Source organism: Granulicella sp. WH15 (assembly GCF_009914315.1).
GTDB lineage: Bacteria > Acidobacteriota > Terriglobia > Terriglobales > Acidobacteriaceae > Edaphobacter.
Map to the genome: position 1 here is coordinate 2,480,665 of NZ_CP042596.1, position 24,039 is coordinate 2,504,703.

The 24,039-nt window shown below is 62.6% G+C and carries 24 protein-coding genes and 1 riboswitch; of the genes, 12 read left to right on the forward strand and 12 right to left on the reverse strand.

Annotation, left to right across the window (positions count from 1 at the left end; all coding sequences use genetic code 11):
• Positions 1-26 precede the first annotated feature (26 nt).
• The 4 genes from clpP (at position 27) to lon (ending at position 5,454) form a co-directional block, all read left to right on the forward strand.
• Entirely contained in the window at positions 27-617 is a 591-nt protein-coding gene (gene clpP / locus FTO74_RS10260; protein WP_162538063.1) for an ATP-dependent Clp endopeptidase proteolytic subunit ClpP, read from the forward strand.
• A gap of 189 nt (positions 618-806) precedes the next feature.
• A complete protein-coding gene (gene clpX, locus FTO74_RS10265) occupies positions 807-2,093 on the forward strand; it encodes an ATP-dependent Clp protease ATP-binding subunit ClpX (protein ID WP_162538064.1) in 1,287 nt (428 codons plus the stop codon).
• Positions 2,094-2,138: 45 nt separating this feature from the next.
• Positions 2,139-2,861, forward strand: a complete 723-nt coding sequence (locus FTO74_RS10270) for a GDSL-type esterase/lipase family protein (protein WP_220398996.1) — start codon at positions 2,139-2,141, stop codon at positions 2,859-2,861.
• Between the two features lie 169 nt (positions 2,862-3,030).
• Positions 3,031-5,454 (forward strand): endopeptidase La, encoded by a 2,424-nt coding sequence (gene lon / locus FTO74_RS10275; RefSeq protein ID WP_162538066.1) that lies wholly within the window; start codon positions 3,031-3,033, stop codon positions 5,452-5,454.
• 65 nt (positions 5,455-5,519) lie between these two features.
• Here lon and FTO74_RS10280 read toward each other — a convergent pair whose 3' ends face one another.
• The 6 genes from FTO74_RS10280 to nuoI all read right to left on the reverse strand — a co-directional run bounded on the left by FTO74_RS10280 (position 5,520) and on the right by nuoI (position 9,387).
• The gene (locus tag FTO74_RS10280) at positions 5,520-5,669 is read right to left on the reverse strand and encodes a lmo0937 family membrane protein (RefSeq protein ID WP_162538067.1); all 150 of its coding nucleotides are present in this window, start codon (positions 5,667-5,669) and stop codon (positions 5,520-5,522) included.
• A 145-nt stretch (positions 5,670-5,814) separates the two neighbouring features.
• Positions 5,815-6,096, reverse strand: a complete 282-nt coding sequence (locus FTO74_RS10285) for a MoaD/ThiS family protein (RefSeq protein ID WP_162539813.1) — start codon at positions 6,094-6,096, stop codon at positions 5,815-5,817.
• 56 nt (positions 6,097-6,152) lie between these two features.
• Positions 6,153-7,448: a threonine synthase gene (gene thrC / locus FTO74_RS10290; protein ID WP_162538068.1), complete on the reverse strand. Its 1,296-nt coding sequence runs from the start codon at positions 7,446-7,448 to the stop codon at positions 6,153-6,155.
• A 132-nt stretch (positions 7,449-7,580) separates the two neighbouring features.
• Positions 7,581-7,701, reverse strand: a riboswitch (SAM riboswitch).
• Between the two features lie 68 nt (positions 7,702-7,769).
• Complete coding sequence (locus FTO74_RS10295) at positions 7,770-8,087, reverse strand: hypothetical protein (RefSeq protein ID WP_255462179.1); 318 nt, start codon at positions 8,085-8,087, stop codon at positions 7,770-7,772.
• A gap of 176 nt (positions 8,088-8,263) precedes the next feature.
• Positions 8,264-8,878: an HD domain-containing protein gene (locus tag FTO74_RS10300; protein WP_162538070.1), complete on the reverse strand. Its 615-nt coding sequence runs from the start codon at positions 8,876-8,878 to the stop codon at positions 8,264-8,266.
• Positions 8,879-8,880: 2 nt separating this feature from the next.
• The gene (nuoI, locus tag FTO74_RS10305) at positions 8,881-9,387 is read right to left on the reverse strand and encodes an NADH-quinone oxidoreductase subunit NuoI (RefSeq protein WP_162538071.1); all 507 of its coding nucleotides are present in this window, start codon (positions 9,385-9,387) and stop codon (positions 8,881-8,883) included.
• Positions 9,388-9,471: 84 nt separating this feature from the next.
• Here nuoI and FTO74_RS10310 point away from each other — a divergent pair, with 84 nt between their 5' ends.
• Positions 9,472-10,023, forward strand: a complete 552-nt coding sequence (locus tag FTO74_RS10310; RefSeq protein WP_162538072.1) for a molybdopterin-dependent oxidoreductase — start codon at positions 9,472-9,474, stop codon at positions 10,021-10,023.
• Between the two features lie 93 nt (positions 10,024-10,116).
• Complete coding sequence (locus FTO74_RS10315) at positions 10,117-10,887, forward strand: SDR family oxidoreductase (protein ID WP_162538073.1); 771 nt, start codon at positions 10,117-10,119, stop codon at positions 10,885-10,887.
• Between the two features lie 326 nt (positions 10,888-11,213).
• Here the strand turns inward: FTO74_RS10315 and lysA are convergent, their stop codons facing one another.
• Entirely contained in the window at positions 11,214-12,485 is a 1,272-nt protein-coding gene (gene lysA, locus FTO74_RS10320) for a diaminopimelate decarboxylase (RefSeq protein WP_162539814.1), read from the reverse strand.
• Positions 12,486-12,490: 5 nt separating this feature from the next.
• On the reverse strand, positions 12,491-12,820 hold the full coding sequence (locus tag FTO74_RS10325) for a PspC domain-containing protein (protein ID WP_162538074.1): 330 nt from the start codon (positions 12,818-12,820) through the stop codon (positions 12,491-12,493).
• Positions 12,821-13,007: 187 nt separating this feature from the next.
• On the opposite strand from FTO74_RS10325, the gene FTO74_RS10330 reads away from it, so the two are divergent.
• From FTO74_RS10330 to FTO74_RS10350, 5 genes are all read left to right on the forward strand, one after another.
• Positions 13,008-13,433: a BrxA/BrxB family bacilliredoxin gene (locus tag FTO74_RS10330; protein ID WP_162538075.1), complete on the forward strand. Its 426-nt coding sequence runs from the start codon at positions 13,008-13,010 to the stop codon at positions 13,431-13,433.
• A 114-nt stretch (positions 13,434-13,547) separates the two neighbouring features.
• Positions 13,548-14,456 carry a sigma 54-interacting transcriptional regulator gene (locus FTO74_RS10335; protein WP_162539815.1) on the forward strand — a complete coding sequence of 303 codons (909 nt, stop codon included), beginning with the start codon at positions 13,548-13,550 and terminating at the stop codon, positions 14,454-14,456.
• Between the two features lie 37 nt (positions 14,457-14,493).
• Positions 14,494-16,296: a DUF885 domain-containing protein gene (locus FTO74_RS10340; protein ID WP_255462180.1), complete on the forward strand. Its 1,803-nt coding sequence runs from the start codon at positions 14,494-14,496 to the stop codon at positions 16,294-16,296.
• Between the two features lie 264 nt (positions 16,297-16,560).
• A complete protein-coding gene (proC, locus tag FTO74_RS10345) occupies positions 16,561-17,415 on the forward strand; it encodes a pyrroline-5-carboxylate reductase (protein WP_162538076.1) in 855 nt (284 codons plus the stop codon).
• A gap of 239 nt (positions 17,416-17,654) precedes the next feature.
• Positions 17,655-18,602 (forward strand): COX15/CtaA family protein, encoded by a 948-nt coding sequence (locus FTO74_RS10350; RefSeq protein WP_162538077.1) that lies wholly within the window; start codon positions 17,655-17,657, stop codon positions 18,600-18,602.
• Positions 18,603-18,657: 55 nt separating this feature from the next.
• Here the strand turns inward: FTO74_RS10350 and FTO74_RS10355 are convergent, their stop codons facing one another.
• Positions 18,658-19,068 carry a hypothetical protein gene (locus FTO74_RS10355; protein WP_162538078.1) on the reverse strand — a complete coding sequence of 137 codons (411 nt, stop codon included), beginning with the start codon at positions 19,066-19,068 and terminating at the stop codon, positions 18,658-18,660.
• A 157-nt stretch (positions 19,069-19,225) separates the two neighbouring features.
• Here FTO74_RS10355 and ppk1 point away from each other — a divergent pair, with 157 nt between their 5' ends.
• Positions 19,226-21,436: a polyphosphate kinase 1 gene (gene ppk1 / locus FTO74_RS10360; RefSeq protein WP_162538079.1), complete on the forward strand. Its 2,211-nt coding sequence runs from the start codon at positions 19,226-19,228 to the stop codon at positions 21,434-21,436.
• A 67-nt stretch (positions 21,437-21,503) separates the two neighbouring features.
• Here ppk1 and queF read toward each other — a convergent pair whose 3' ends face one another.
• From queF to FTO74_RS10375, 3 genes are all read right to left on the reverse strand, one after another.
• The gene (queF, locus tag FTO74_RS10365; protein ID WP_162538080.1) at positions 21,504-21,917 is read right to left on the reverse strand and encodes a preQ(1) synthase; all 414 of its coding nucleotides are present in this window, start codon (positions 21,915-21,917) and stop codon (positions 21,504-21,506) included.
• 36 nt (positions 21,918-21,953) lie between these two features.
• Positions 21,954-22,568 carry a hypothetical protein gene (locus FTO74_RS10370; protein ID WP_162538081.1) on the reverse strand — a complete coding sequence of 205 codons (615 nt, stop codon included), beginning with the start codon at positions 22,566-22,568 and terminating at the stop codon, positions 21,954-21,956.
• Between the two features lie 181 nt (positions 22,569-22,749).
• Positions 22,750-24,012, reverse strand: coding sequence for a M48 family metallopeptidase (locus FTO74_RS10375; RefSeq protein WP_162538082.1), 1,263 nt, complete (start codon positions 24,010-24,012; stop codon positions 22,750-22,752).
• Positions 24,013-24,039: the final 27 nt, after the last annotated feature.

A 24,039-nucleotide genomic window follows, 5' to 3' on the forward strand; every position in this document is an offset into this window, starting at 1 on the left:
GCAAGAGAAGGTTGAGGGAGACGAGTATGGGTTTGGTACCGATGGTGATCGAGCAGACGAGCCGTGGCGAACGCGCCTACGACATCTACAGCCGTCTGCTCCGCGACAACATCATTTTCCTGGGCACTCCGATCGACGACAACATCGCCAACGTCATCATCGCGCAGATGCTGTTCCTGAGCGGCGAGGACCCGGAGAAGGACATTCAGCTCTACATCAACTCGCCCGGCGGCTCCATCACGGCCGGCCTCGCGATCTATGACACCATGCAGTACATCAAGAACGACGTGGTGACCTTCTGCATCGGTCAGGCCGCCAGCATGGGCGCGTTCCTGCTGATGGCGGGCAAGAAGGGCAAGCGGTTCGCTCTGCCGAACTCCCGCATCCTGATCCACCAGCCGTCGATGGGCGGGCTGAGCGGACAGGCGACGGATATCGACATCCACGCCCGCGAGATTCTGCGTATCCGCGAGATCACGAACAAGCTGATGAGCCAGTCCACCGGCCAGTCGCTGGAGCGGATCGAGCGCGACGTGGAGCGCGACTTCATCATGACGGCCGCTCAATCTAAGGAGTACGGCATCATCGACGACATCATCGACAAGCCGCGCGGGTAGTTTTGACCTGCAAAAAGCCCCGATCATTGGATCGGGCCTTTTTTTATTTGGAGGAAAACTAGCCATTCCAATCGGCGGAAAGATCACGCCAAGCAGTAAAGATGCGTGCTTCACGCACCTCAGGCCACACCTCTCTGGTTACCGGCGCAGAGTCCTCACGGGTTGCCAAACCGGTGTAAACTTTAACTTATGAAAACGTCTCGGGGATCCGACGAGTCACTACGCTGTTCCTTCTGCCACAAGTCGCAGGATGCCGTTGCGAAGCTTATCTCTTCGCCCTCCGACTATCCCCGGGCTTATATCTGCGACGAGTGCGTCGCGGTCTGCAACTCCATCCTCGAAGACGACCGCACCGAAGCCTCCGCAGGCGTGACCCCGGCCATGCTGCCCAAGCCGCAGGAGGTCCGTGCCTCGCTCGATGAGTACGTCATCGGCCAGGACCAGACCAAGAAGAAGCTCGCCGTCGCGGTCTACAACCACTACAAGCGCATCCAGATGAACAAGACGCGCGGCAACGACGTGGAGCTGTCGAAGTCGAACATCCTCCTCGTCGGCCCCACCGGCTCGGGCAAGACCCTGTTGGCCCAGACCCTGGCCAAGGTACTCGATGTGCCCTTCGCCATCGTCGACGCCACCACGCTGACCGAGGCCGGTTACGTGGGTGAGGACGTCGAAAACATCATCCTGAAGCTGCTCCAGGCGGCTGACGGCGACGTGACCCGCGCCCAGAGCGGCATCATCTACATCGACGAGATCGACAAGATCGGCCGCAAGGACGAGAACCCCTCCATTACCCGCGACGTCTCCGGCGAGGGCGTGCAGCAGGCCTTGCTGAAGCTGCTCGAAGGCACCGTGGCCAACGTGCCCCCACAGGGTGGCCGCAAGCACCCGCACCAGGAGTTCACCGCGGTCGACACCACCAACATCCTCTTCATCTGCGGAGGTGCGTTTGTGGGTCTCGAGAAGGTTATCGGCCGCCGCGTCGGCAAGAAGGCCCTGGGCTTCAAGACCGTTGGCGAAGTCGAAACCAACGAGGGCGATGTGACTCCGATCCGCGCCCAGCGCGACGCAGAACTGCTGCGTCAGGCCGAGCCTCAGGACTTGCTGAAATATGGCCTGATCCCCGAGTTCGTTGGTCGTCTGCCCGTGCTCGGCGTTCTGGACGAGTTGGACGAGGCTGCGCTGATCGAGATTCTAACCAAGCCCAAGAACGCGATCCTCAAGCAGTACATCAAGTTGTTCGAGTATGAGGGGGTAAAAGTTACCTTTACCGACGAGGCCACCCGCGAGATCGCACGCGAGGCCTTGCAGCGCAAGGTCGGCGCACGCGGCCTGCGCATGATCCTCGAAGAGCTGATGCTCGACCTGATGTACTACGTCCCCGGCAACAAGAAGGTAAAGGAGCTTTCGATCACCGCCGAGATGGTGAAGAAGCACGCCCTGACTCTGCCGATGCTGCTCGAAAAAGCGGGCTAAGGGGCACGGATGAGGTGGTGGTGCAGGGCGGCTTCCCTGCTGCTCTTGTGTGCTTCCATGCTTGCCCAGCAGCAACAGCCCGACGGACGCGGTGCGGAGAATCCCGCCATCCATCCCGAGGGCCGCACCATCGACTGGTGGCTGGAGCGTCACGCCCAGAAAGTCTCCGAAGCTAAAGCTGGCGGCATCGACCTGCTCTTCGTCGGCGACTCCATCACGCACAACTACGAGAGGTCCGGCCCGGCTCCCGATGAGGTCTTTCTACCCATCTGGAATCAGTTCTTTGCGCCTCACCACGCTCTAAACCTCGGCTTCAACGGCGACCTGACCCAGCAGGTCTTGTGGCGTCTGGCACACGGCGAAGTAGACGGTTTATCCCCGAAGAACATCGTGCTTCTGATCGGCACCAATAACACCATCTCCGGAGAAGGCCCGCTCGACAGCGCGGCCGGGGTGATCGCGGTGGTGGATGACCTGCACAGCCGCATGCCCCAGGCAAAGGTGACCTTGATCGAGGTTCTGCCGAGCGGCATCTCCGAGAGAAAGACCGTGGCGGATCGCCAGGTAAACGCGATCCTGAGCGCTCACTATAAGGGATCGACATACGTACACTGCCTGGACCTGAGCCGTATCTTCCTGAAGCACGGCAAGCTCAACCTCTCGCTCTTCTACGACCCCAGGCTTACCCCGCCCGGCCCGCCGATCCACCCCAATAGCGTGGCTCAGCGCCGAATGGCCGAGGCCGTGGCAGCATCGCTCTACCGCTGAACGCTCACTCATTCCCGAGATGGTATTCCGAACACGCCGGATCGCCTCCCGCTCACGCCAAAGTTGCGGCACATTCCTGCCTGACGCATTACAATCACTGGAACGCGGTGACGGTGACAGCTCGATGAATCGTCAGATGCGCAACGACGTCTAACACCTCAGGAGTGACATGACAACCAAGGCCAAGGAAGTTCTGAGCGGAGACGTTCGCAAGCTGCCCATGATGCCGATCCGGGATATGGTGATCTTTCCGCACATGATGACGCCCTTCGTGGTCGGGCGGGAGTCCAGCGTGCGCGCACTTGAAGAGGCCCTGACCGGCGATCGGAAGATTTTTCTCGCCACCCAGCACGACGCGTCGGTCGATGAGCCGAGCGCCGACGACATCTTCGAGACCGGCACCATCGGCAACATCGTCCAGAGCGTCAAGATGCCAGACGGCAACATCAAGGTGCTGGTCGAGGGCGTCGAGCGCGCCCGCGCCACCGAGGTCAACGACGAGGACGGGTTCTTCGTCGCCACCGTGCGCACCGGCCCCACACAGCTCGAGCTGACCCCGCAGGTCGAGGCCATAATGCAGCGCGTCCACTCGCTCTTTGAGCAGTATGTGAAGCTGCAGCAGAGCCTGAACTACGAGACCATGGCCGCCAGCGTCCGCGCCGACGAGCCTGCCAAGCTGGCCGACACCATCGCCGCCAACCTCCAGCTCTCCATCGAGGAGAAGCAGGAGCTACTCGAGGTCTTCGATCCCGAGGCTCGGCTCTCTCGCGTGGCCGACGTGCTAGACCTCGCCATCGAGAAGCTGAACATCGACCGGACCGTGCAGTCGCGGGTCAAGCGCCAGATGGAGAAGGCGCAGAAAGAGTACTACCTCAACGAGAAGATCAAGGCCATCCAGAAAGAGCTGGGCCGCGGCGAGAAGTCGGAGTTCGACGAGCTGAAGAAGAAGATAGAATCCGCCGGAATGCCGAAGGATGTGCTCGAGAAGTCGCTCCAGGAGCTGAAGAAGCTGGAGGCGATGCCGCCTATGTCGGCCGAGTCCACCGTCTCGCGCAACTACCTCGACTGGCTGCTGGCTGTGCCGTGGAAGAAGCGCTCCAAGGAAATTCGCTCCATCGAGCACGCCGAGGAGATTCTCAACCAGGATCACTACGGCCTCGAGAAGATCAAGGAGCGCATCCTCGAGTTCCTGGCCGTGCGCCAGTTGGTGAAGAATCCCAAGGGCTCGATCCTCTGCTTCGTCGGACCTCCGGGCGTCGGCAAGACCTCGCTGGGCATGTCCATCGCCAAGGCGACGGGCCGTAAGTTCGTGCGCATGTCGCTGGGCGGCGTACGCGATGAGGCCGAGATTCGCGGCCATCGCCGGACGTACATCGGCGCGCTGCCGGGACAGGTCATCCAGTCGATGAAGAAGGCCGGGACCAAGAACCCGGTGTTCATGCTGGACGAGATCGACAAGATGGCCTCGGACTTCCGCGGCGATCCGGCGAGCGCGCTGCTTGAGGTGCTGGACCCGGAGCAAAACAGCTCCTTCCAGGACCACTACCTCGACGTCGAGTACGACCTCTCGCAGGTGCTCTTCGTCGCCACGGCCAACGTGCTCGACACCATCCCCGGCCCGCTTCAGGACCGCATGGAGATCATCCGGCTGACCGGCTACACCGAGGTCGAGAAGCTCGAGATCGCCAAGCAGTATCTGGTCAAGAAGCAGCGCGAGGGCAACGGCCTCACCCCCGAGCAGATCGTCATCGAAGACTCGGCGTTGCAGTCCGTCATCCGCAACTACACCCGCGAGGCGGGCGTCCGTAACCTCGAGCGCGAGATCGGCAACGTCGCACGCAAAGTGGCGCGGCGCGTGGTCAAGAACGGTGCGACGCACCACGAGACGGTGACGGGTGAAAACCTCTCCGACCTTCTGGGCGTAGCCAAATTCCGCGACTCCGAAGTCCATGCCAAGAGCGAGGTTGGTCTGGTGACTGGGCTGGCCTGGACGTCGGTCGGCGGCGTAATCCTCCAGACCGAGGTGCAGGTGCTCGACGGCAAGGGTAAGATGACGGCCACCGGGCAGCTTGGCGACGTGATGAAGGAGTCGGCCGAGGCCGCCCTGACCTACATCCGCTCGCGCTCGCAACACCTGGGGCTGGCCAAGGACTTCTACCGGCACATCGACATCCACATCCATGCCCCCGAGGGCGCGACCCCGAAGGACGGTCCCTCGGCGGGCATCACTATCGCCACGGGACTGGCCAGCGCGTTGACCAAGATCAAGGTGCGGCGCGACATCGCCATGACCGGCGAGATCACTCTGCGCGGCAAGGTGCTGCCCATCGGCGGACTCAAAGAGAAGCTGCTAGCGGCTCATCGCGCTGGAATCTTCGAAGCGATTCTTCCAGCGGACAACCACAAGGACATGGCGGACCTGCCGGACCTCATCAAGAACAGCATGAAGCTGCACTTCGTCGAGCAGATGGACGAGGTGTTGAAGATTGCGCTCGAAGAGAAGCTGGTCGCGCTCGAAGAGGATACACCGGAGGCGTTGCAGAACGTGATTCCGCCGGTCAGCTCCAGTTCCCTGCCCGTCGCCCACCAGTAAAGCTCACGGCAACACAAAGAGGCCGGTCTCGCGAGAGTCCGGCCTCTTTGTGTGTCTGGAAGCTGCTAAACGGTGCGTCGTCCCGTGAAGAAGTGCATGATGAAGGAGATGACGGCAAAGAGAATCAGCACGTGAATAGCGAAACTGCTGATATGCATGACGAAAAATCCGCCAAGCCAGAGAATGACAAGCACAACCGCCAGGAGAAGAAACATAACAGCCCTGCTTTCAGATCTGATTTACACGGCCTGCCTGAGTGCGATGAACACAGTGCAGAAGGCAGGCCGCGGGTACAGAAGATGAGAGCAGGTTGTTGGATGAAGCGTTGCTTGCAGGTGAAAATTATCGCCTGCGGCAGGGTTACCGCGAGCCGCCCGCGATGCTCGGAATCAGCATGACCTCGTCGCCGTCCTGGAAGGCATAGGCATCGCCGCCGAGGAAGCGGATGTCCTCATCGTTGACGTAGATGTTGATGAACCGGCGCAGCTTGCCAGCCTCGTCCTTGATCTGGTGGCTGAGCGCGGGAAAGGTGCTGTCGATATCGGCGATCAGCGCGGGCAGCGTGGAGGCCGAGGAGGCAAACTGCTTCTGACCATCAGTGTGACGAACGAAGGCGGTGGGAAGAATGACTTTGATAGCGATGACGTACTCCTTCTACTTCGGTATTGCGTTTACAGTCGGCTCGGATGCAGACGGACTTAGTCGCCCGCCAGCGCCGGTTCAGCTTCGGATTCTGATTCGGTGATGTAGTCGATCTCGCGCAGGTACTCGGCGAACTCGGCCAGACGCGGACGCACGGCCCGATCCTGCTCGAAGCGGTCGGCGAGGGCGTCAGTGGTCTTGAGGCCGTTGCCGGTGATACAGACCACCGTGGTCTGCTCGGGCGAGATACGGCCCTCGGCGTAGAGCCGCGCCGTGACGGCCGTGGTGACGCCGCCCGCGGTCTCGGTAAAGATACCCTCGGTCTCGGCCAGCTCCTGCATCCCGGCAACGATCTCGACATCCGAGACGTCCTCCGCCCAGCCGCCGGTGGACTGGATCATCTTGCTGGCCGCCGGTCCGTCCGCCGGGTTGCCGATGGCGAGCGAGCGGGCGATGGTGTTGGGGCGCTGCGGCTCGATGTGGTCCCACCCTTGGCGAACCGACTGCGAGATGGGCGAGCAGCCCGTAGCCTGCGCGCCGAAGAAGCGGACCGGCTTATCCTCGACCAGACCGAGCGCGATCAGTTCGTTGAATGCCTTGCGAATCTTGCGGATCAGCGAGCCTCCGGCCATAGGGCAGACGACGTTGTCGGGCAGCTTCCAGCCCAACTGCTCGGCGATCTCATACCCGACCGTCTTCGAGCCCTCGGCGTAGTAGGGCCGCAGGTTCACGTTCACGAAGCCCCAGGAGTACTCGTCCGCTATCAGGGTGCAGAGGCGGTTGACGTGGTCGTAGTTGCCGTCGATGCGGACCAGCCTGGCCCCGTAGACCAGCGTGTTGAGAATCTTGGCAGGCTCCAGGTCCGCCGGGACCAGGATGCAGGCCTTGATGCCGAGCCGTGCGGACTGGGCCGCGACCGAGTTCGCCAGGTTGCCGGTCGAGGAGCAGCCCACCGTGGTGAAGCCGAATTTCTGCGCATTGGCCAGCGCGACCGAGACGACGCGGTCCTTGAACGAGAGCGTCGGGAAGCAGACGGAGTCGTTCTTGATATAGAGATTCTGCGCGCCGATGCGCTTGCCGAGGTTCTTGGCACGGAGCAACGGGGTGAAACCAACGGGCAGGTCAGGCTCGAAGCCTTCAGGGATGGGCAGAAGCGCGGCGTATCGCCAGATATTGTGCGGGCCCGCGGCGATGGTCTCGCGGGTGAAGCGGCCCTGCGCCTTGATCTGGTCGAGATCGTAGGCGATCTCAAGCGGCGCCAGGCAATCCGGGCAGCCGGAGAGAGGGCGGTTGCCGAAACGGCGGCCGCACTCGTTGCACTTCAGCTCATACGTGGAACAGGAATACTCCATTGCGCATTCTCCCTTTAGAACACTTCCAAGAACCCGGCGGAGGAAGAAGCTGACTCGAACGCCACGCTCAATTGGAAGGGGGAAATGCGGGGATTGCAGGCGGTACACAACGTGCCGGACTGCGCGCTCCGAATCTCATGTTCCCCGTGGCTTATCAAGCCAGTTCCAGGAGAGAGTTGACACCGGTACGCCTTTGTTCTGTCCGGTTGTCGTGGCGTCAAAGGGCTCGTCCCTCAACCACTCTGCATGAAATTCAAATCTGCCGAAGCAGACTGGAATGTATCGTTTGTAACACAGCCACGGGGGCTGTGCAAGTTGTTCCTACTGCATCATAATGCTGCGAACGCCCTCGAGAAAAGCAGCGGGATTAAACTCCGTGCGCAGAATCTCATCGGGGCAGTCGGTGAGTGCGGCCACGCGCCAGTTGCAGACGAAGGCCACCTGCTGGTCATTGCGGCTGGTCTTGATCTCCGAGCACAGGCGCTCGGCATCATGGATGCCCGACTCGCCCTCCACGTCTACCAGCACAAGGTCATAAGACCGTGCGTGAAACATGGCGAGGCCATCGACATCCGACAGCGTCGAATCAACGGTGAAGCCCGATAGGCGCAATATCTGGTCGCGAAGAGGGCGCAGCACCTCACGCTTGCATACGTGGAGAATAGCTTTTGTAGGAGAAGAGTCAGTATTCATGGGGCCCCGGGAGAAGATTTCGAATACATCCAGAGGCCCGATAGAGGACGACGGCGTGACGATTTCTATTTAACAAGTGTAGAGGCAGGAGTAAAGCCCCGCAAGAAACTTCGAGGCCGAGCCTAGTAGAGCAGGCTCCCGGCCTCATCTGCCGCGCCTTGCAGGAAAGCCCGGTGAACCGCTAGCTTCTCCTCCGCAAGCAGACGCGAAGACGGCAGGCGAAGCATCTGCGGAAGCGTATCGAGCGCGCGCTGAAGCGAGGCGACCGCATGGGTAAAGGTAATGAAGCGCGTATCCCGGCCAACCTTCGTCACTGTACGCAGGATGCCAACAGCTCCAAGCTGCTCCAGGATATCGGCATCGCGCAGGATTGTAGCCTCGATGGTCGTCGGCTCAAAGTGCGGTTGATGCGTGCGAATACACTCAAGAACCGCAGCGATCTTGTCTTCGGGAAAGCCGAATCCGGCCAGCACATCAGGTGTGATCCGCAGAGCATAGGCAACGTTATCCCAACGCTCCAGCAGTTCTCGCTCCTCGGGACGATGCCCGATAAAGACGCCCATATCGTGTAGCCATGCGGCGGCGAAGACAACATCGTCGTCATACGCAAGACCCGCGCCCACCCGCAGCGTCAACGCATAGAGACGGGGCTGATGGCCGAACTTCTCGACCGGCCTCGCCTCCCGCTCTACGTAACCCTCAACCTCTGCACGCCAACCGGATCGAACCTCGGACATGACTACCGGAGCGAGTCCGCCACGTCATGCGAGCTGCCCGGAACCAGCGGCATCGCGGGCTGGATCGCCACCAGCAGGTCTTCCTTGCGCATCACCAGCGTCGTCGCGTTCAGGCTGGCCAGTTCGAAGCCGTGGCCGTGCGTGATCGCGTCAGTCGGGCAGGCCTCGACACAGTAGCCGCAGAAGATGCAGCGGTTGTAGTCGATGTTGTAAACCTTGGCGTAACGTTCAGCCGACGAGATGCGGACCTCTTCGGTGTTCTCAGCGGCCTCGATGTAGATGCAGTTCGAGGGGCAGGCCGCCGCGCACAGAAAACAGGCTACGCACTTCTCAAGACCGTTCTCATCGCGCTGCAACTGGTGCTTGCCGCGAAACCGCTGCTGAAACTTGGCGCCGCGCATCGGCCCTTTGCCGTCGGGGTAGTTTTCGACCTCGGTTGGCTGGAACATCTCCCGGAAGGTGATGCCCATTCCTTTGGCAATGGCGGCTGCGTCTTTGACGATAGACATGCAGCCAGTATAGCCCGACCGGGGCGCTTGTTGAAGCATGGCCCGCGAGTGACGTATGGTGAGTGCAGCATCGGGGGTTCCGCAATGAAACACAGATGGCTCGCTGTTGGTTTTCTTGGCATCGCCTGCATGGCCGCAACCGCCCAAACGGCCGCCACTCCGATGGCCCCGATGGCCAAGGAAGAGCACGAGCACGAGCACAAGCCCACCGTGCCCTCGACCAATCTGGTCGTCACCGTCGACGGCAAGCCCGTTACCCTGACGCTCGAAGACCTGCAGAAGATGCCGCAGAAGATTGTTTCGGTCCACAACGCCCACACCAAGGCCGACGAGACATACTCGGGCGTTCCCCTCCCCGACCTGCTGGCGAAGTACGGCGTCACCACCGACGGCGAGGGAGCGCACCGCATCTACCACAGCTACCTGCGCGCCGAAGGCACGGACCACTACTGGGTGCTCTACTCCGCCTCGGAGTTTGAGACCACGGTACATAACGCCGAGGTCATCGTGGCATTGACGCTCGACGGCAAGCCGCTGGCCGAGGATGGACAGTTCAAGCTCGTCGCCGGGGCGGAGAAGAAGCCCGCTCGCTGGGTGCGGAATCTGGCGGCGTTGACCTTCGTTACTGTCGAGTAGAAACAAGCAACAGCAAGTGCGTCCTCACGCCGGACGGGCGGCACTTCGTGCCGTTCTCGACGCTTCGCGTAGGCAAGGCCTTATATTAGGCGTATGAAAGTAGCCGTGATTACTGGTGCCGCGCAAGGCATCGGACGCCGCACCGCCGAAGTCCTCGCCGCCGCCGGATACGCCGTCGCCCTCATCGACCTGCAATCCTCCGCCGCCGCCCTCGTCGCCGTCCAGACCCTCGGGGCCGAGGCCGAAGCCTTCACCGGAGACATCTCCGACGAAGCCTTCGTCACCGCCACCGCCGCCGCCGTCATCGCCCGCTGGGGCCGCGTGGACGTGCTGGTCAACAACGCGGGCATTAGCTGCATCTCTCCCGCCGAGAGCACCTCGGCTGCTCTCTATCGGCGCGTGCTCGAGGTCAATCTCGTGGCCCCATTCCTGCTCGCCAAGGCCTTCGGCGCGACGATGCTCGAGCAGCGTTCGGGCAGCATCGTGAACATCGCCTCCATCGCGGGCCTGGTCGGCATCGGCGACCGCTCCGCCTACAACGCCTCCAAGCACGGCCTCATCGGCCTGACCCGCACGATGGCGGCGGAGTGGGGTGGCTTCGGTGTGCGTTCGAACGCGGTCTGCCCCGGCTGGGTGAAGACCGAGATGGACGTAGCCGATCAGGCGGGCGGCGGCTACACCGACGCCGACATTACCGACCGCATCCCTATGGGCCGGTTCGCGTCGCCCGACGATATCGCCCAGGCGATCCTCTTCCTGGCCGAACCAGCGCACAGCGGCTTTATCAACGGCCAAGCCATCCCGGTCGATGGCGGCTGGACCAGCGACGGCAGCTGGCAGAGCCTGCGCCTACGCAAGCGGTAAAACGCGCAGCGTCCAGGACCGCACGAAGTGCCGCCCGTCCGGCGCAAGGACGCAGTTGAATTTGAAGTACTCCCCCCATCGACGATAAAACCGTCGATGAATCGGCCACCCGGCTGTTGCCTGTTCTTTTGGTTGTCATTCAGGAGCGAAGCGGAGGAATCTGCTGTTACCGTTGTTCTTGCTTTTGCTTCTGGGGTAGGTCCGGGCTTTAGCCCGGACATTAAAACCCTCCCCAAACGCGGGCTTCAGCCCCCGAGGTTTAGCTTTCTTATCTCGGCCACGAATGCGGGCACCCCGTGCTTCAACTCTGAGACACGGGGTGCCAGCTAAACGATCTCCGGCCCAAGCAAATCCTTCATCGTCTCCCGCCGCCGAATCACCCGCGCACCTTCCGGCTCGACCAGCACCTCCGCAGGCCGAGGCCGCGAGTTGTAATTACTGGTCAGGGTCATACCGTAAGCGCCCGCATCGAGAATCGCCAGCACATCTCCCGGCTTCGTCGTCGCCAGCTCACGATCCCTTGCGAAGAAGTCGCCCGACTCGCACACCGGCCCCACCACGTCCACCGGCTTGCGTGCGCCGCTCGTCTGCTTGACCGGCAGAATCTCATGGTGCGCCTGATATAGCGCAGGCCGGATCAGGTCGTTCATGCCTGCGTCCGTAATGACGAAGGTCTTGTTGCCGTTCTTCTTCACATTCAGAACCGTCGTCAGCAAAGCCCCGGCCTGTGCAACCAGGAACCGTCCCGGCTCCAGCAGCAGATGCAGGTCAAGCCCCTCGGTCGCGGTCAGGACCGACTTCGCATAAGACGCCACCGCCGCCGCCGGATCAAAAGCCTTGTCAGTGTACTCGATCCCCAACCCGCCGCCCGCGTCGATATGCGTGATCGCAATGCCGTCCTTGCGCAGTTGCCGGATCAGCTCGATCACCCGCGCCGTCGCAGCGTGGAAGGGATCGGTCGCCCGAATCTGCGAGCCGATGTGCACGCTCACGCCGGTCGGGATCAGGTACTTCGACTTGGCCGCCCGCCGATAAATCGCCCGCGCAACCTTGATGTCGATGCCGAACTTGTGCGCGCTCAACCCGGTCGAGATGTACGGGTGCGTCTCGGCAAACACATCCGGGTTGACCCGCAGCGAGAACCGCGCCGGGATATCGAGCGGCCGCGCCCGCGACTCGAGCAGCTCCAGTTCGCTCTCGGACTCCACGTTGAAGAGCAGAATATCGGCCTGAAGCGCGGCATCGATCTCAAAAACCTGCTTGCCCACGCCCGCGAAGACGGTCTTGCGCAGGGCGGGTTTGTGCGCCTTCGCAATCCTCGTCAGCTCCCCGCCCGAGACGATATCGAAGCCGCTTCCGGCTTTACCCAGCAACCTCAGCAGAGCCAAAGACGAGTTCGCCTTCACCGCGTAGCAGATCGTATGCGGCACCGCGGCGAAGGCCTGCTCGAACATCGCAAGCCGCCCCAGCAGGTGCTCACTCGAGTAGACGTAGAGCGGGGTTCCATGCTCGGCCGCCAGCTCGGCCAGTGAGGCATCATCACAGCACAACGTACGGTTCTTGTAGCCAAAAGGACGTGCATTCAACGGCTTCAACATCTTCTTCAAGCGGCAACACCCTGCTGATGGCTCGTGCCATCGGTTAGTTCATACGGAGCCTCGGGCATCAGCACCCAAGCACCCAGGTAAGCCAGCAGACCGCAGCCTGAGGTCATCAGCGCAATTACAACCGTCAAGATCCGCACCAGCGTCAGGTCCCAGCCGAAGTGCAGCGCGATCCCCGCGCAGACCCCGGCGATCATCCTCGGATGCCGCGGCCGCGTCAGGCGGGCCTGTTGCTGGAAGCTCTCCTGCCGACGGCCGATCGCCGCGCCGCAGTGAGAGCAGAAGTTCGAGTCCGGAACAACCTGTTTTCCGCAATGAGAGCAATACATGAGGTAAACCTCCGCGAGATTAAGTGTGCCACATCTACTGGCTTCAATCAGATACGAGCCTCTCCCGGCAACGGTTCCCATTATTTTGAGTCCCCGGCGGCGGAAGCTACGTCATATCGTCATCGAACGCCGAGAACCAGCTACAATCAGAGTGTTCGCAGAGATTTTTCCCCCGGAGGGACTTGCAATGTATCCAGAGATTATGGTGATTCCAATGCGCGAGGAGCTTACCCGCGCAGGCGTGGCAGAGGCCCGCACAGCGGCAGACGTAGACGCGGCTATCGCGCAGCCCGGCACGACGATGCTGGTCGTCAACTCGATCTGCGGCTGCGCCGCCGGTAAGATGCGCCCCGGCGTCCGCCTGGCCATGCAGCACGGCACCAAGCCCGATCACGCCGTCACTGTCTTCGCCGGACAGGACCGCGACGCGACCGAGCGTGCCCGCAGCTACTTCGCCGGACACCCGCCGACCTCGCCCGCCATCGCCATCCTGCGCGACGGCCAGTTGGTCTACCTGATGCAGCGCTCGGCCATCGAGACCTCGACCGCCCCGGCGATCGCCCAGGAGCTGGCCCGCGCCTTCGACGCCTACTGCGCCCCGGCCAACGCCTAAGCATCGGCCACGCAAAACCACACAAGGGTGAGGACTTCGGTTCTCACCCTTGGTTTTTTAACCGCTGCCGTAAGGAAATCCCCCGGTTCTGCCGATAGAGGCGACAGGATAACCATGTCGACCTCTCCTCGCGATCTCCGGGAATCCCCTTACGTCCTCCGCGGCCCCGCCTCCGCCGGTCTGCTCCCCCTGGTGGGCGAGAGCCCTGGAGCACGGCAGCTTCGCCAACAGATCCAGCGCATCGCCCCGTACTATCGCCGCGCCCTCATCATGGGCGAGCCGGGCACCGGCAAGGAGCAGGTGGCCCGCAGGCTCCACGCCCTCAGCCCCAGCGCTTCGGCAGCCTTCGTTGCCTGCTCCGCCACCCACCTGGCCGAGAACGGCAGCGCGCTCGAAGCCGCCCGCCAGGGCACCCTCTTCGTCGAAGACGTCGGCAGCCTCTCGCTCCCCTTGCAGGACAGCCTGATGCGCTGCCTGCTCGATCTCGAGCGCCGGGTGCGGTCCCGGCAGGCCGAGACGCGCCTCATCGCCGCCAGCCACTCCGACCTGAAGCGCCTGACGGCCACCGGACGGTTTCGCCAAGACCTCCATAACTGCATCTCGGTCGTAGAGCTGCGGCTACAGCCCCTGCGCGAGCGGCCCGAAGACCTTGAGGCGATCCTCGACCTCTGCCTGAGCCTCACTCCCCCCCAGTTAGCTCTAGCCCCTGCCGCCCGTGCTCGCCTCAGATCCTACAACTGGCCGGGCAACCTACGAGAGCTGGAGGAGACAGTCTCAGCCGCCGCCACCAAAGCCGCTGAGAGCGGAGCCCCCTTCATCGACGTCGAGCATCTGCCGGAGCTGAGCGAGAGCGTCCCCCCCTCTATCCAGCCCAGCGAGCCGCCGCCCGTGGACCGGCTCGACGACGTGATGCGACGTCATGTGATGGAGGTGCTCTCACGCTGCGCGGGCAACAAGCTTAAGGCAGCCGAACTGCTCGGCATCAGCCGCTCCACCCTCTACCGGATGCTCGACGGCTCTTAGCGCGGCCATCTTCCCCGACAGGGCTTATCCTTGCAACATGACGTCTGTTCGATTCACCCTCCCCACCGCATCCATGAGGCGCGCCCTCACCACCGGTCTTCTCGCCCTCTGCATCTCCAGCCCCGTGCTTGCCCAAACCGCCTCCGTGCAGGAGCGCAGCGCCGCCCTCTCCAGCCTCTTCAAGGAGATGTGGGAGGACCAGCTCAAGCACTCGCCCGAGTTCGCCTCCTCCATCGGCGACCGCCGCTGGAACGACCAGCTCTCCGACCTCTCGCCCCGCGCCTTCAACGACCAGCTCTCGCGCAACCGCGCCTTCCTCACCCGGCTCGCCGCCATCGACACCACTGGCCTCTCCGACCAGGAGAAGCTCTCGGTCGAGCTGATGGAGCGCTCTATCGCCGAAGAAGAAGAGAGCGCCCGCTTCAAGGAGTGGGAGATGCCCGTCAACCAGTTCCACGGCATCCACACCGACCTGCCCGGCATGGTCGACTCCCTCCCCTTCGATACCGCCAAGGACTACGACGACTACATCGCCCGCCTGCACAAGATCCCCACCCAGATCCGCCAGACGACCGAGAACATGATGCTCGGCATCGACGAGCACCGAACCCAGCCCGCCTTCCTGCTGGAAAAAGTTCTCGATCAGGTCAACAATCTGGCCAGCCAGAAGCCCGCCGACAGCGCCTTCGCCCTGCCGCTCAAGAAGTTCCCCAAGACCGTCTCCGCCGCCGAGCAGAAGCGCATCACCGAGTCCATGCTGGCCGCCATCGAGGATGACGTTCTGCCCGCCTACGCCCGCTTCGGCCGCTTTATGAAGGCGCAGGCCATCCCCGCCGGACGCAAGGACCCCGGCGTCGGCGCGCTGCCCGACGGCGACGCCTACTACGCCTTCCTTGTCCGCCAGAGCACCACGCTGAACAAGACGCCCGCCGAGATTCACCAGATCGGCGTGGACGAGGTGAAGCGCGACGAGGCCGAGATGCTCGTCATCGCCAAGAAGCTCGGCTTCTCCGACCTCAAGACCCTCTCGGCGTCGATCAAGACCAACCCCAAGCTGCACCCCACCTCCGGCGAGGCCCTGCTCGACCTCTACCGCCACTACGAGGGCCAGATGCAGCCGCGCCTGCCCGAGCTGTTCGGTCGCTTGCCCAAGGCTCCTCTCGAGGTCGTAGAGATGCCCAAGTACATCCAGAGCGGGCAGGCCGCCGCCTGGTACGCAGAGGGCACGCCCGACGGCAGCCGTCCGGGCCGCATCAACATCAACACCTACGAGTTCGCCACGCGCTCGCTGGCCGCAGCCGAGGCCGTCGCCTACCACGAGGGCATCCCCGGCCATCACCTTCAAATCTCCATCGCGCAGGAGGTCACCGGCCTGCCCGAGTTCCGCAAGTACCTCGGCTACACGGCCTTTGTCGAGGGCTGGGCGCTCTACTCCGAGCGGCTGGGCAAGGAGATCGGCTTCTACCAGGACCCGTACAGCGACTATGGCCGTCTTGAGGGCGATATCTGGCGCGCCATCCGGCTGGTGGTCGATACCGGCGTCCACTCGCAGCACTGGACCCGCCAGCAGATGGTCGATTACTTCCACGACCACTCAGCCATCGACGAGACCAACGTGCAGGCCGAGGTGGACCGCTACATCGCGTGGCCGGGACAGGCTCTCGGCTACAAGATGGGCCAGCTAAAAATCCTTGAGCTGCGTGCCCGCGCCAAACAGGCCCTCGGAACCAACTTCGACCTCAAGGCCTTCCATGACTTCGTCATCGACTCCGGCGCACTGCCGATGGACGTCCTCGACACCCGCGCCGACGCCTGGATCAAGTCCCAGACCAAGAAGTAACTCTTACAAACACCCTCAAAGCCGCACAAGATCGCGGCTTTGAGGGTGTTTTGCTTTTGTCTTTGCGATATAGAACCGAACAGACAAGCTCTGCCGTTGCTGTCGCACTTGCTCTTGCTTCTGCTGTTGTTTTTGCTTCTAGGGTAGGTCCGGGCTTTAGCCCGGACATTTACGACCTGCACAAATGCGGGCTTTAGCCCCCGAGGTATGCTTTCTTCACCTTCGGCACGATCCCTCCTTCACGCCGTCTGGTAGCCTTTCAACATGAACGAAACAGGATACGAAGCAGCAGTTCCCGCGCCCCTGATGCCCGGCGTGCGCGTAGCGGTTCTGGGAGCCGGTAAGATGGGCGGCATCCTCCTCCAGGCCTTCCTCCGCAATAACCTGCTGGCCGCCGACCAGATCATCGCCACGGTCCAGCACCCGGACCGCGCCCTGGCCATGTCCGCGCAGTACGGCGTCGAGACCACCACCGATAACCTCGCCGCGGCCCAGTTCGCCGACGTCATCATCCTCGGCGTCAAGCCGACTCAGGTTCCGGCGCTGCTCGCCACCATTAAGCCCGCGCTGACGCCCGAGAAGATCATCATCTCCATCGCCGCCTCGGTCACGGTCGGCTCCATCGAGGCCGCCGCCGGGTGTGAGCTGGCAGTCGTCCGCGCCATGCCTAATACACCGTCCATGCTCTCCGCCGGTATGACCGCCCTCTGCGGCGGCCGCTTCTGCTCGGTCGAGCAGATGACCATCGCCCAGCGCATGTTCAACACCGTCGGCCGCACCGTCGTGGTGGACGAGAAGCACATGGACGCGGTCACGGGCCTCTCCGGCTCCGGCCCGGCCTTCCTCTACATCATCATCGAGGCGTTGGCCGAAGCTGGCGTCAACGTGGGCCTGCCCCGTGACGTGGCCACGCTCCTCGCCGCCCAGACCACCCTCGGCTCGGCCCGCATGGTGCTCGAGACCGGCTACCACCCCGCGCTGCTCAAGGACGCCGTCACGACGCCCGCAGGCTGCACGGTCGATGGCATCCTCGAACTCGAAGAGGGCGGTCTGCGCGTCACCCTCATCAAGGCTGTCAAGCGAGCCACCCAGCGGGCAAAGGAGCTCGCCGCAGGGTAAAGAGAGCAAGGCGAAACGGGGAAAAAGGGATAAAAAGGATAAGAGGGATTGTCCTTGCCTACCCAGAGAAAAGCCTTGCACGGATAAGAACGATAAGAACCAAGAGGCACGGATAAGAGCGGAACTCAAGCCATGAGGCTCCGCTTTGATCCGCGCCTCTTCCCCTTTTTATCCGTGGTATTCCTTGTTGTGCTCCACGTCACAGCGTCCCTCTCCATGAAGAGGTCTAGAATATCCCCATGGCGACCGCGGCACCTCTCACCCTCCAGCCCGCCTCTCGAGCACCCGAGCGCTTTGCCTGGGCGGTCGTCTGGTACAACGTTCTCGTCATCCTGTGGGGCGCGCTGGTCCGCGCCACCGGCTCCGGGGCTGGCTGCGGCAACCACTGGCCGCTCTGCAACGGCCAGGTCATCCCCGTCTCGCCGACCATCCACACCGTCATCGAGTTCACCCACCGCATGATGGTCTCCGGCTCCATCTACGCCATGATCGGCCTGATCGTCTGGACCTTCCGGGCCAGCATCAAAGGCTCCGCCGCCCGCGTCTTCGCGGTTATCTCCACGGTTCTGCTGGTCAACGAAGCTATCCTCGGCGCGCTGCTGGTCAAGCTCGGCTACGTCACCGGCAACCAGTCCCTGGGCCGCATCGTCATGCTCTCGGTCCACCTCAGCAACACGCTGTTGCTGGTCGCCGCGCTCACCATGACAGCCGTGATGCTCGGCACCCGCCAACAGTGGGCCACGCTCAAGGCACGAGGGCTCGACCGCACCCTCTCCATCATCGGCCTCACCGCGACCCTCATCGTCGGCGTCAGTGGCTCGCTGGCCGCGCTAGGCGATACGCTCTTCCCAGCCTCCAGCCTCCGCGCTGCCTTCGCGCAAGACCTCAGCGCCAACTCCCCGTGGCTCCTGCGCCTGCGCGGCATCCATCCGCTCAGCGCCTTTGTGGCTACGGCCTTCGTGCTCTGGCTGCTGGCCCGCGCGCGGCGAGAGAGCCGCTCTACCAAGTGGATCCTCGGCCTGCTGGCGCTCCAGATCATCCTGGGCTTTCTCGATGTCGTTCTGCTCGCCCCCACCTGGTTGCAGGTCGTCCATCTCCTCGGAGCCGATCTCTTTTGGGTCGCCCTGGTCGTGCTCTGCGCGCAGGTGGTCTGGCCGGACGACGCGCCCCAACTCCGCACCATCTAGCTAACAGGCAGCAGAAAGGCCCGGCATCCCGCCGGGCCTTTTCCATCTGAAAACCTTAGTGAGTCTCGGGCTTACCAACAACCTTGTCCCCAAGGTTCTCGGTCTTGTGGAAGGCCTTGGTGGTCCCATGCGCCGTATCCTTCGCCGCCACCTTGGTGCCGTGCCCTACCTTCTCCGCGCCGACCTTGGTATCGTGTCCCGCATCCTTGGCCCCGACCTTGGTCTCATGGCCAACCTTCTCGGAGCCCTCCTCGGTCTTGTGCCCGGCGGTGCTCGTCGCGTGCGCGGTCTTGTGATAAGCCTTCTTGGTGCCGTGCGAAGTCTTATGAGCGACCTTCTCGGTCGCGTGGCCGGTATCGGTGGCGGCGTTATGCAGATCGTGCCCGGCAGTAGTCTGGGCAAACGCCGAGGTAGAAAGGGCTACCGCACCGGCAAGGATCAGGCCATGAAACTGAGTCATGCGCATTGTTCGTCTTCTCCAGTACAACATGTAAATTATGACACCAAAGCTCTCCAAAGGTTGTTGCCGCCAACGCCCCGGCCTTTGAAAACATTCTCAAGCCGTTCATACTGCATCACTCTTCGTGCGATACTCTCACACCTGATCGCCAGACCAAGACATTATGAGCGCAAAGGAATCTCTCGTGGAAGACGGCAAGAAGACCTCCCCGGCCAAGAACGCTAAGAACGCCACCAAAGCCCCCGCCAAGATCGTATCCAAGACCGCGCCCAAGACCAAGGCGAAGAAGGCCAAGCCCGAGCCTGAGGTCGAAGCTCTCTTCTTCAGCCGCGACGAGAGCTGGCTCCGCTTCAACCAGCGCGTCCTCGAAGAGGCGCAGGACCCGTCCAATCCCCTGCTCGAGCGCGTCAAGTTCCTCGCCATCACCGCCAGCAACCTCGACGAGTTCGTCGAGATCCGCGTCGCCGGAATGTTGCAGCGCATCGAGGACGGCTTCAACCAGCCGCAGCTTCCCGACGAGGGCGGCCTCACCACCCAGGAGCGGCTCGACGTCCTCTCCAAGCGCATGGCCGTCTTCGTCTCCGACCAGTACCGCTGCTGGAACAAGCAGCTCCTACCCGCGCTCGCCGAATCCGGCGTCCGCGTCCTCACCTGGAGCCAGCTCGACGACGAAGCCCGCGCCCACGCCCTCGAGTTCTACGAGAACGAGGTTGATCCGCTGCTCACGCCGGTCACCATCGACCCCTCGCACCCCTTTCCGCGCGTGCTCAACAAGGCCCTCTGCCTTGGCCTGCTGCTCCGCTACAAGCGCCGCGACTCGCTCGGTAACAAGTCCGGCACGGTCCTCGGCGTGGTCACCGTGCCGCGCAGCCTGCCGCGCCTCATCGCCCTGCCTAGCGCCAATCAGACCGCTGACTTCATCTTCCTGCACGAGCTGATCGAGTCGCAGGTCGAGTCCATGTACCGCGGCTACGAGGTGCTCAATAAGACCGCCTTCCGCGTCACCCGCAACAGCAACCTCTACATGCAGGAAGAGGAGTCGCGCTCTGTGCTCGAGAGCGTCCGCGCCGAGCTGCATAACCGCCGCAAGGGCGACGCTGTGCGCCTCGAAATCGACAGCCCTGCCAACGAAGAGATCATCGAGCGTCTGCGCACCAACTTCGAGCTGGAGCCCTGGCAGGTCTTCCGCACCAACGGCCCGGTCAACCTCTCGCGCCTGATGGCACTGGCCTCCGAGGTCGATCGGCCCGAGCTGAAGTACACGCCCTTCAAGGGCAAGCGCCACCTGCTCCCCGCCGACAGCGACTCCGAAGGCATCTTCGCCGAGCTGCGCCAGCACGACGTCATGCTTCACCACCCCTTCGACAGCTACGAGACCGTCGTCGATTTCGTGGAGGCCGGCGCGAACGACGCGCAGGTCATCACCATGAAGCAGACGCTCTACCGCACCAGCAAGGACTCGCCCATCTTCCGCGCGCTCATCGAGGCCGGACAGACCAAGGACGTCACCGTCGTGGTCGAGCTGATGGCCCGCTTCGACGAGGACTCCAACATTCGCTGGGCACGCGAGCTGGAGGACGCTGGCGTCCAGGTCTTCCACGGCATCTACGGCCTCAAGACGCATTGCAAGCTGGCCCTGCTGGTCCGGCGCGACCCCGACGGCGTCATCCGCCGCTACGCCCACCTCGGCACCGGCAACTACAACCCCGTCACGGCGCGCTTCTACACCGACATCAGCCTGCTCACCTCGCGGCCCGAGATCACCCGCGCCGTCCAGGCCGTCTTCAACTACCTGACCGCCGAAGCCGAGGGTGACGTCTACAAGCCGCTGCTGGTCGCGCCGCTTACCCTGGCAGACTCCATCATCGAGCTTATCCGCCGCGAGACCGCACACGCCCGCGCAGGCAAACCTGCACGCATCGTCGCCAAGATGAACGCGCTGCTGGACCGCAAGACGGTCGAGGCCATGTACGAGGCCAGCCAGGCCGGGGTCCAGATCGACCTCATCGTGCGCGGCATGTGCTCGCTCCGCCCCGGAGTCGAAGGCCTCAGCGAGAACATCCGCGTCCGCTCCATCGTGGGCCGTTACCTCGAGCACAGCCGCATCTTCGACTTCGAGAACGGCGGCTCGCCGGAGATCTTCTGCGGCAGCGCCGACTGGATGCCGCGCAACCTCTACGAGCGCTGCGAGGTGCTCTTCCCTGTCGCCGATCCCAAGCTGGCGAAGCGCCTGCGCGAAGAGATCCTCGGCTCCTACCTGAAGGACAACGCCAAGGCGCGCATCCTGCTGCCGGACGGCGAGTATGTAGCCGCCCCGCTCGGCACGGAACGCTTCAGCGCCCAGGACTACTTCATGTCCCTGGTCTCCGAATAATCTGCCTTAACGAAGAAAGGGCGAGGCCCAGGCCTCGCCCTTTCTTCGTTGGTAAAACATTTAGCTCTTACGACCGAGACATCTCTTCCGTGCGGGGATACGTCGCCGTCACTGTCGTCGAGATTCCACCCCGGGGCCGGAAGTCACCCTTCACCACCGCCCAGACCGGGTCCGTCGCCTTCACGATATCGTTCAACACCTGGTTGACGATGTTCTCCTGAAAGATCCCCAGGTTGCGGTAGTGGAACAGGTACTCCTTCAGCGACTTCAGCTCCAGGCACTCCTTCCGCGGCATATAGCGGATCGTGAGTATCCCGAAGTCGGGCAGCCCGGTCTTCGGGCAGATCGACGTAAACTCCGGGTCGTCGATCAGGATCTCGTACCCTGGAAACTGGTTCGCCCAAGTATCGATCGAGGGAAACTCATGATCGAGCCCGGATGCTGCATGGTCGTCGGTATAGCCGGTGTTTTGAGTACGCATAAGCCTATTCTAGACGACACGCGCCCGCAGCGCAGTCTAGAGCGGCGGCGGGAAGTGGAAGACCACGCCCGTGCTCACCGACTTCAGCGGATAGTTATGCCCGCCACCCTCCAGGCCGCCGTACCCCAGCTCGACCGCCCGCCAATCCATGATCGGCAAGATCTTGTAGTCCAACCCGCCAAACACGTGATACTCCACGTTGTTCTTCAGCCCGTTCGAGGCGATCGTCGGCAGAATGATCCCGTAGTTCGAGCGCCCGATCCCCACCATGGCCTCGGCATACGGCTTCAGCCCCAGAATCGGCGTGTGGAAGCTGGCGCGAACTCCACCCAGACCCGAATCTACACGCGTTCCGGCACCATTCGAGGTCTCCTCCGCGCCGCGTTTCGAGGTCAGAATGGTTCCCCGCACATCGACTCCCAGCCGTATCGGGCCGTAGTTCTTGAAGTCGTAGTAGATGCCGCCCGTTCCGCCCAGGGGGTTCACGTTGCTGTTGTAAGAAACGCCCGGCGTCGCCACTGGCGAGTTCTGCACTCCGGTCAGCCGGCCAACGGTAACGGTGCCATAAACACCCAGCTGAGCATGAGCGGTGGAAGCAAGGGAGGCGAGCACGACGGCGGCGGCGAACACTGCAACTGATTTCCGAACCATATTGCCTTAGTGTATCTCGGATGGAGCATTTTTCCCCGAGACGAACCTGAATGACTATCAGGGATAAAAAAGAAAAAGCACGGACCAGAACAGAGCCGGAGGCTACCCTCATCCCTCCCGGCTCCGATCCTATCCGTGCCTTTATGCTTTCTTATCCGCAGTAATCTTTGGCTTCTAAACGCTATTGCCCCGCAAGATTCCGCCGCCCCAGCGTAGGCCGGTCGTCGGTCGAGTTGGCCGGGTTGTTCGTTGAGTTGGGATCGCTGTTGCTTCCCCCCGCGCGCCGCAACGTCGGCTTGCTGCCGTCTTTTTTGTCGTTCAGCTTGCGCTTGTTCTCGAGCCGCGCCAGCCGCGACTTCACATCGTCGAACTCGCTCGTAGTGACGATGTAATCCGGCTTCGCGGGCAGGATCGTCGCAATCTCATCCTCCGAATGGGCGATCCGGTCCGGCGTCTGAGGATGGTCGGAGAACGCCTTCGCCAGCGTCCCCGGCTTATGTTTCTCGAGCGCGTCCAGCTTTTCGAACAGCGTAATAAACGACTGCGGATCGTACCCCGCGCGGTACATATACTGCACCCCCAGGTAGTCCGCCTCGGTCTCGTTCACGCGCGAAAACTTCAGAAACGCCATCGGCACCGCCAACTGCGAAGCCTCGTAGATGCCGTACCCGGTCCAGCTCCCCTGCGTCATAATCAGCAGCGGAATCGACCCAATCTGCGCGTAGTTCATCTTCGTCATCTCTCGCGCCGCGTGGTGCGCCACCACGTGCGAGATCTCGTGAGCCATCACCCCGGCCAGCTCCGCCTCTTCGTCGCACGCCAGGATCAGCCCGGAGTTCACATAAAAGAACCCTCCCGGCAGCGCCATCGCGTTCACCTCGTCGGAGTCGATTACCTTGATCGTGAACGGCACCTTCGCGTCCGAGTTCTTGACCAGATTCTGCCCCACCCGGTTCACATACTCCACAATCACCGGGTCAGTCACCATGTGCGCCGACTTCTCGATCTCCATGGAGTACTGCTTGCCCACGCGCAGCTCCCAGTCGGTCGAGTACCAGTTCCCCAGCCCGCGGCCGCCAATGCTCCGCGTCCCGATGGAGTTCACATCGTCCTCGCTCCCGGCCTTGATGTGCGGATCGAGCGCCTCGCCGGGCGACGGAATCGAGTCGGTTTTAGCCTTCGCCGTATCCACCGGCTTCTTTTCATCGGCCTTCTTCTCGTCAGGCTTCTTATCCTCCGCCTTGGTCGAAGTAGTGGCAGTAGCAGCCTTGCTATCAGAGCTGCCCTGGGCAGGAGTAGTGCTGACCGCAGGAGGCGGAGGAGTCGAAGAAGCCGAGGTTGGCGTCTGAATTGGAGTCGACGGCGGCCCCTTCGGAGTTGAGGTCTGGGCAGCTGCGGGGAGAGCGAGCACTGCGGCGAGGCCGAGCGGCACGAAGGATCGCATGGGAGACTCCTTGCTGGTAAGACACTG

What these genes read in the sequence shown, in the direction of transcription:
- clpP (WP_162538063.1), top strand. Translation starts at nt 27, where the DNA reads ATGGGTTTGGTACCGATGGTGATCGAGCAGACGAGCCGTGGCGAACGC.
- clpX (WP_162538064.1), top strand. Translation starts at nt 807, where the DNA reads ATGAAAACGTCTCGGGGATCCGACGAGTCACTACGCTGTTCCTTCTGC.
- lon (WP_162538066.1), top strand. Translation starts at nt 3,031, where the DNA reads ATGACAACCAAGGCCAAGGAAGTTCTGAGCGGAGACGTTCGCAAGCTG.
- FTO74_RS10280 (WP_162538067.1), bottom strand. Translation starts at nt 5,669, where the DNA reads ATGTTTCTTCTCCTGGCGGTTGTGCTTGTCATTCTCTGGCTTGGCGGA.
- thrC (WP_162538068.1), bottom strand. Translation starts at nt 7,448, where the DNA reads ATGGAGTATTCCTGTTCCACGTATGAGCTGAAGTGCAACGAGTGCGGC.
- FTO74_RS10300 (WP_162538070.1), bottom strand. Translation starts at nt 8,878, where the DNA reads ATGTCCGAGGTTCGATCCGGTTGGCGTGCAGAGGTTGAGGGTTACGTA.
- nuoI (WP_162538071.1), bottom strand. Translation starts at nt 9,387, where the DNA reads ATGTCTATCGTCAAAGACGCAGCCGCCATTGCCAAAGGAATGGGCATC.
- FTO74_RS10310 (WP_162538072.1), top strand. Translation starts at nt 9,472, where the DNA reads ATGAAACACAGATGGCTCGCTGTTGGTTTTCTTGGCATCGCCTGCATG.
- FTO74_RS10315 (WP_162538073.1), top strand. Translation starts at nt 10,117, where the DNA reads ATGAAAGTAGCCGTGATTACTGGTGCCGCGCAAGGCATCGGACGCCGC.
- lysA (WP_162539814.1), bottom strand. Translation starts at nt 12,485, where the DNA reads ATGTTGAAGCCGTTGAATGCACGTCCTTTTGGCTACAAGAACCGTACG.
- FTO74_RS10325 (WP_162538074.1), bottom strand. Translation starts at nt 12,820, where the DNA reads ATGTATTGCTCTCATTGCGGAAAACAGGTTGTTCCGGACTCGAACTTC.
- FTO74_RS10330 (WP_162538075.1), top strand. Translation starts at nt 13,008, where the DNA reads ATGTATCCAGAGATTATGGTGATTCCAATGCGCGAGGAGCTTACCCGC.
- FTO74_RS10335 (WP_162539815.1), top strand. Translation starts at nt 13,548, where the DNA reads ATGTCGACCTCTCCTCGCGATCTCCGGGAATCCCCTTACGTCCTCCGC.
- FTO74_RS10340 (WP_255462180.1), top strand. Translation starts at nt 14,494, where the DNA reads ATGACGTCTGTTCGATTCACCCTCCCCACCGCATCCATGAGGCGCGCC.
- proC (WP_162538076.1), top strand. Translation starts at nt 16,561, where the DNA reads ATGAACGAAACAGGATACGAAGCAGCAGTTCCCGCGCCCCTGATGCCC.
- FTO74_RS10350 (WP_162538077.1), top strand. Translation starts at nt 17,655, where the DNA reads ATGGCGACCGCGGCACCTCTCACCCTCCAGCCCGCCTCTCGAGCACCC.
- FTO74_RS10355 (WP_162538078.1), bottom strand. Translation starts at nt 19,068, where the DNA reads ATGCGCATGACTCAGTTTCATGGCCTGATCCTTGCCGGTGCGGTAGCC.
- ppk1 (WP_162538079.1), top strand. Translation starts at nt 19,226, where the DNA reads ATGAGCGCAAAGGAATCTCTCGTGGAAGACGGCAAGAAGACCTCCCCG.
- queF (WP_162538080.1), bottom strand. Translation starts at nt 21,917, where the DNA reads ATGCGTACTCAAAACACCGGCTATACCGACGACCATGCAGCATCCGGG.
- FTO74_RS10370 (WP_162538081.1), bottom strand. Translation starts at nt 22,568, where the DNA reads ATGGTTCGGAAATCAGTTGCAGTGTTCGCCGCCGCCGTCGTGCTCGCC.
- FTO74_RS10375 (WP_162538082.1), bottom strand. Translation starts at nt 24,012, where the DNA reads ATGCGATCCTTCGTGCCGCTCGGCCTCGCCGCAGTGCTCGCTCTCCCC.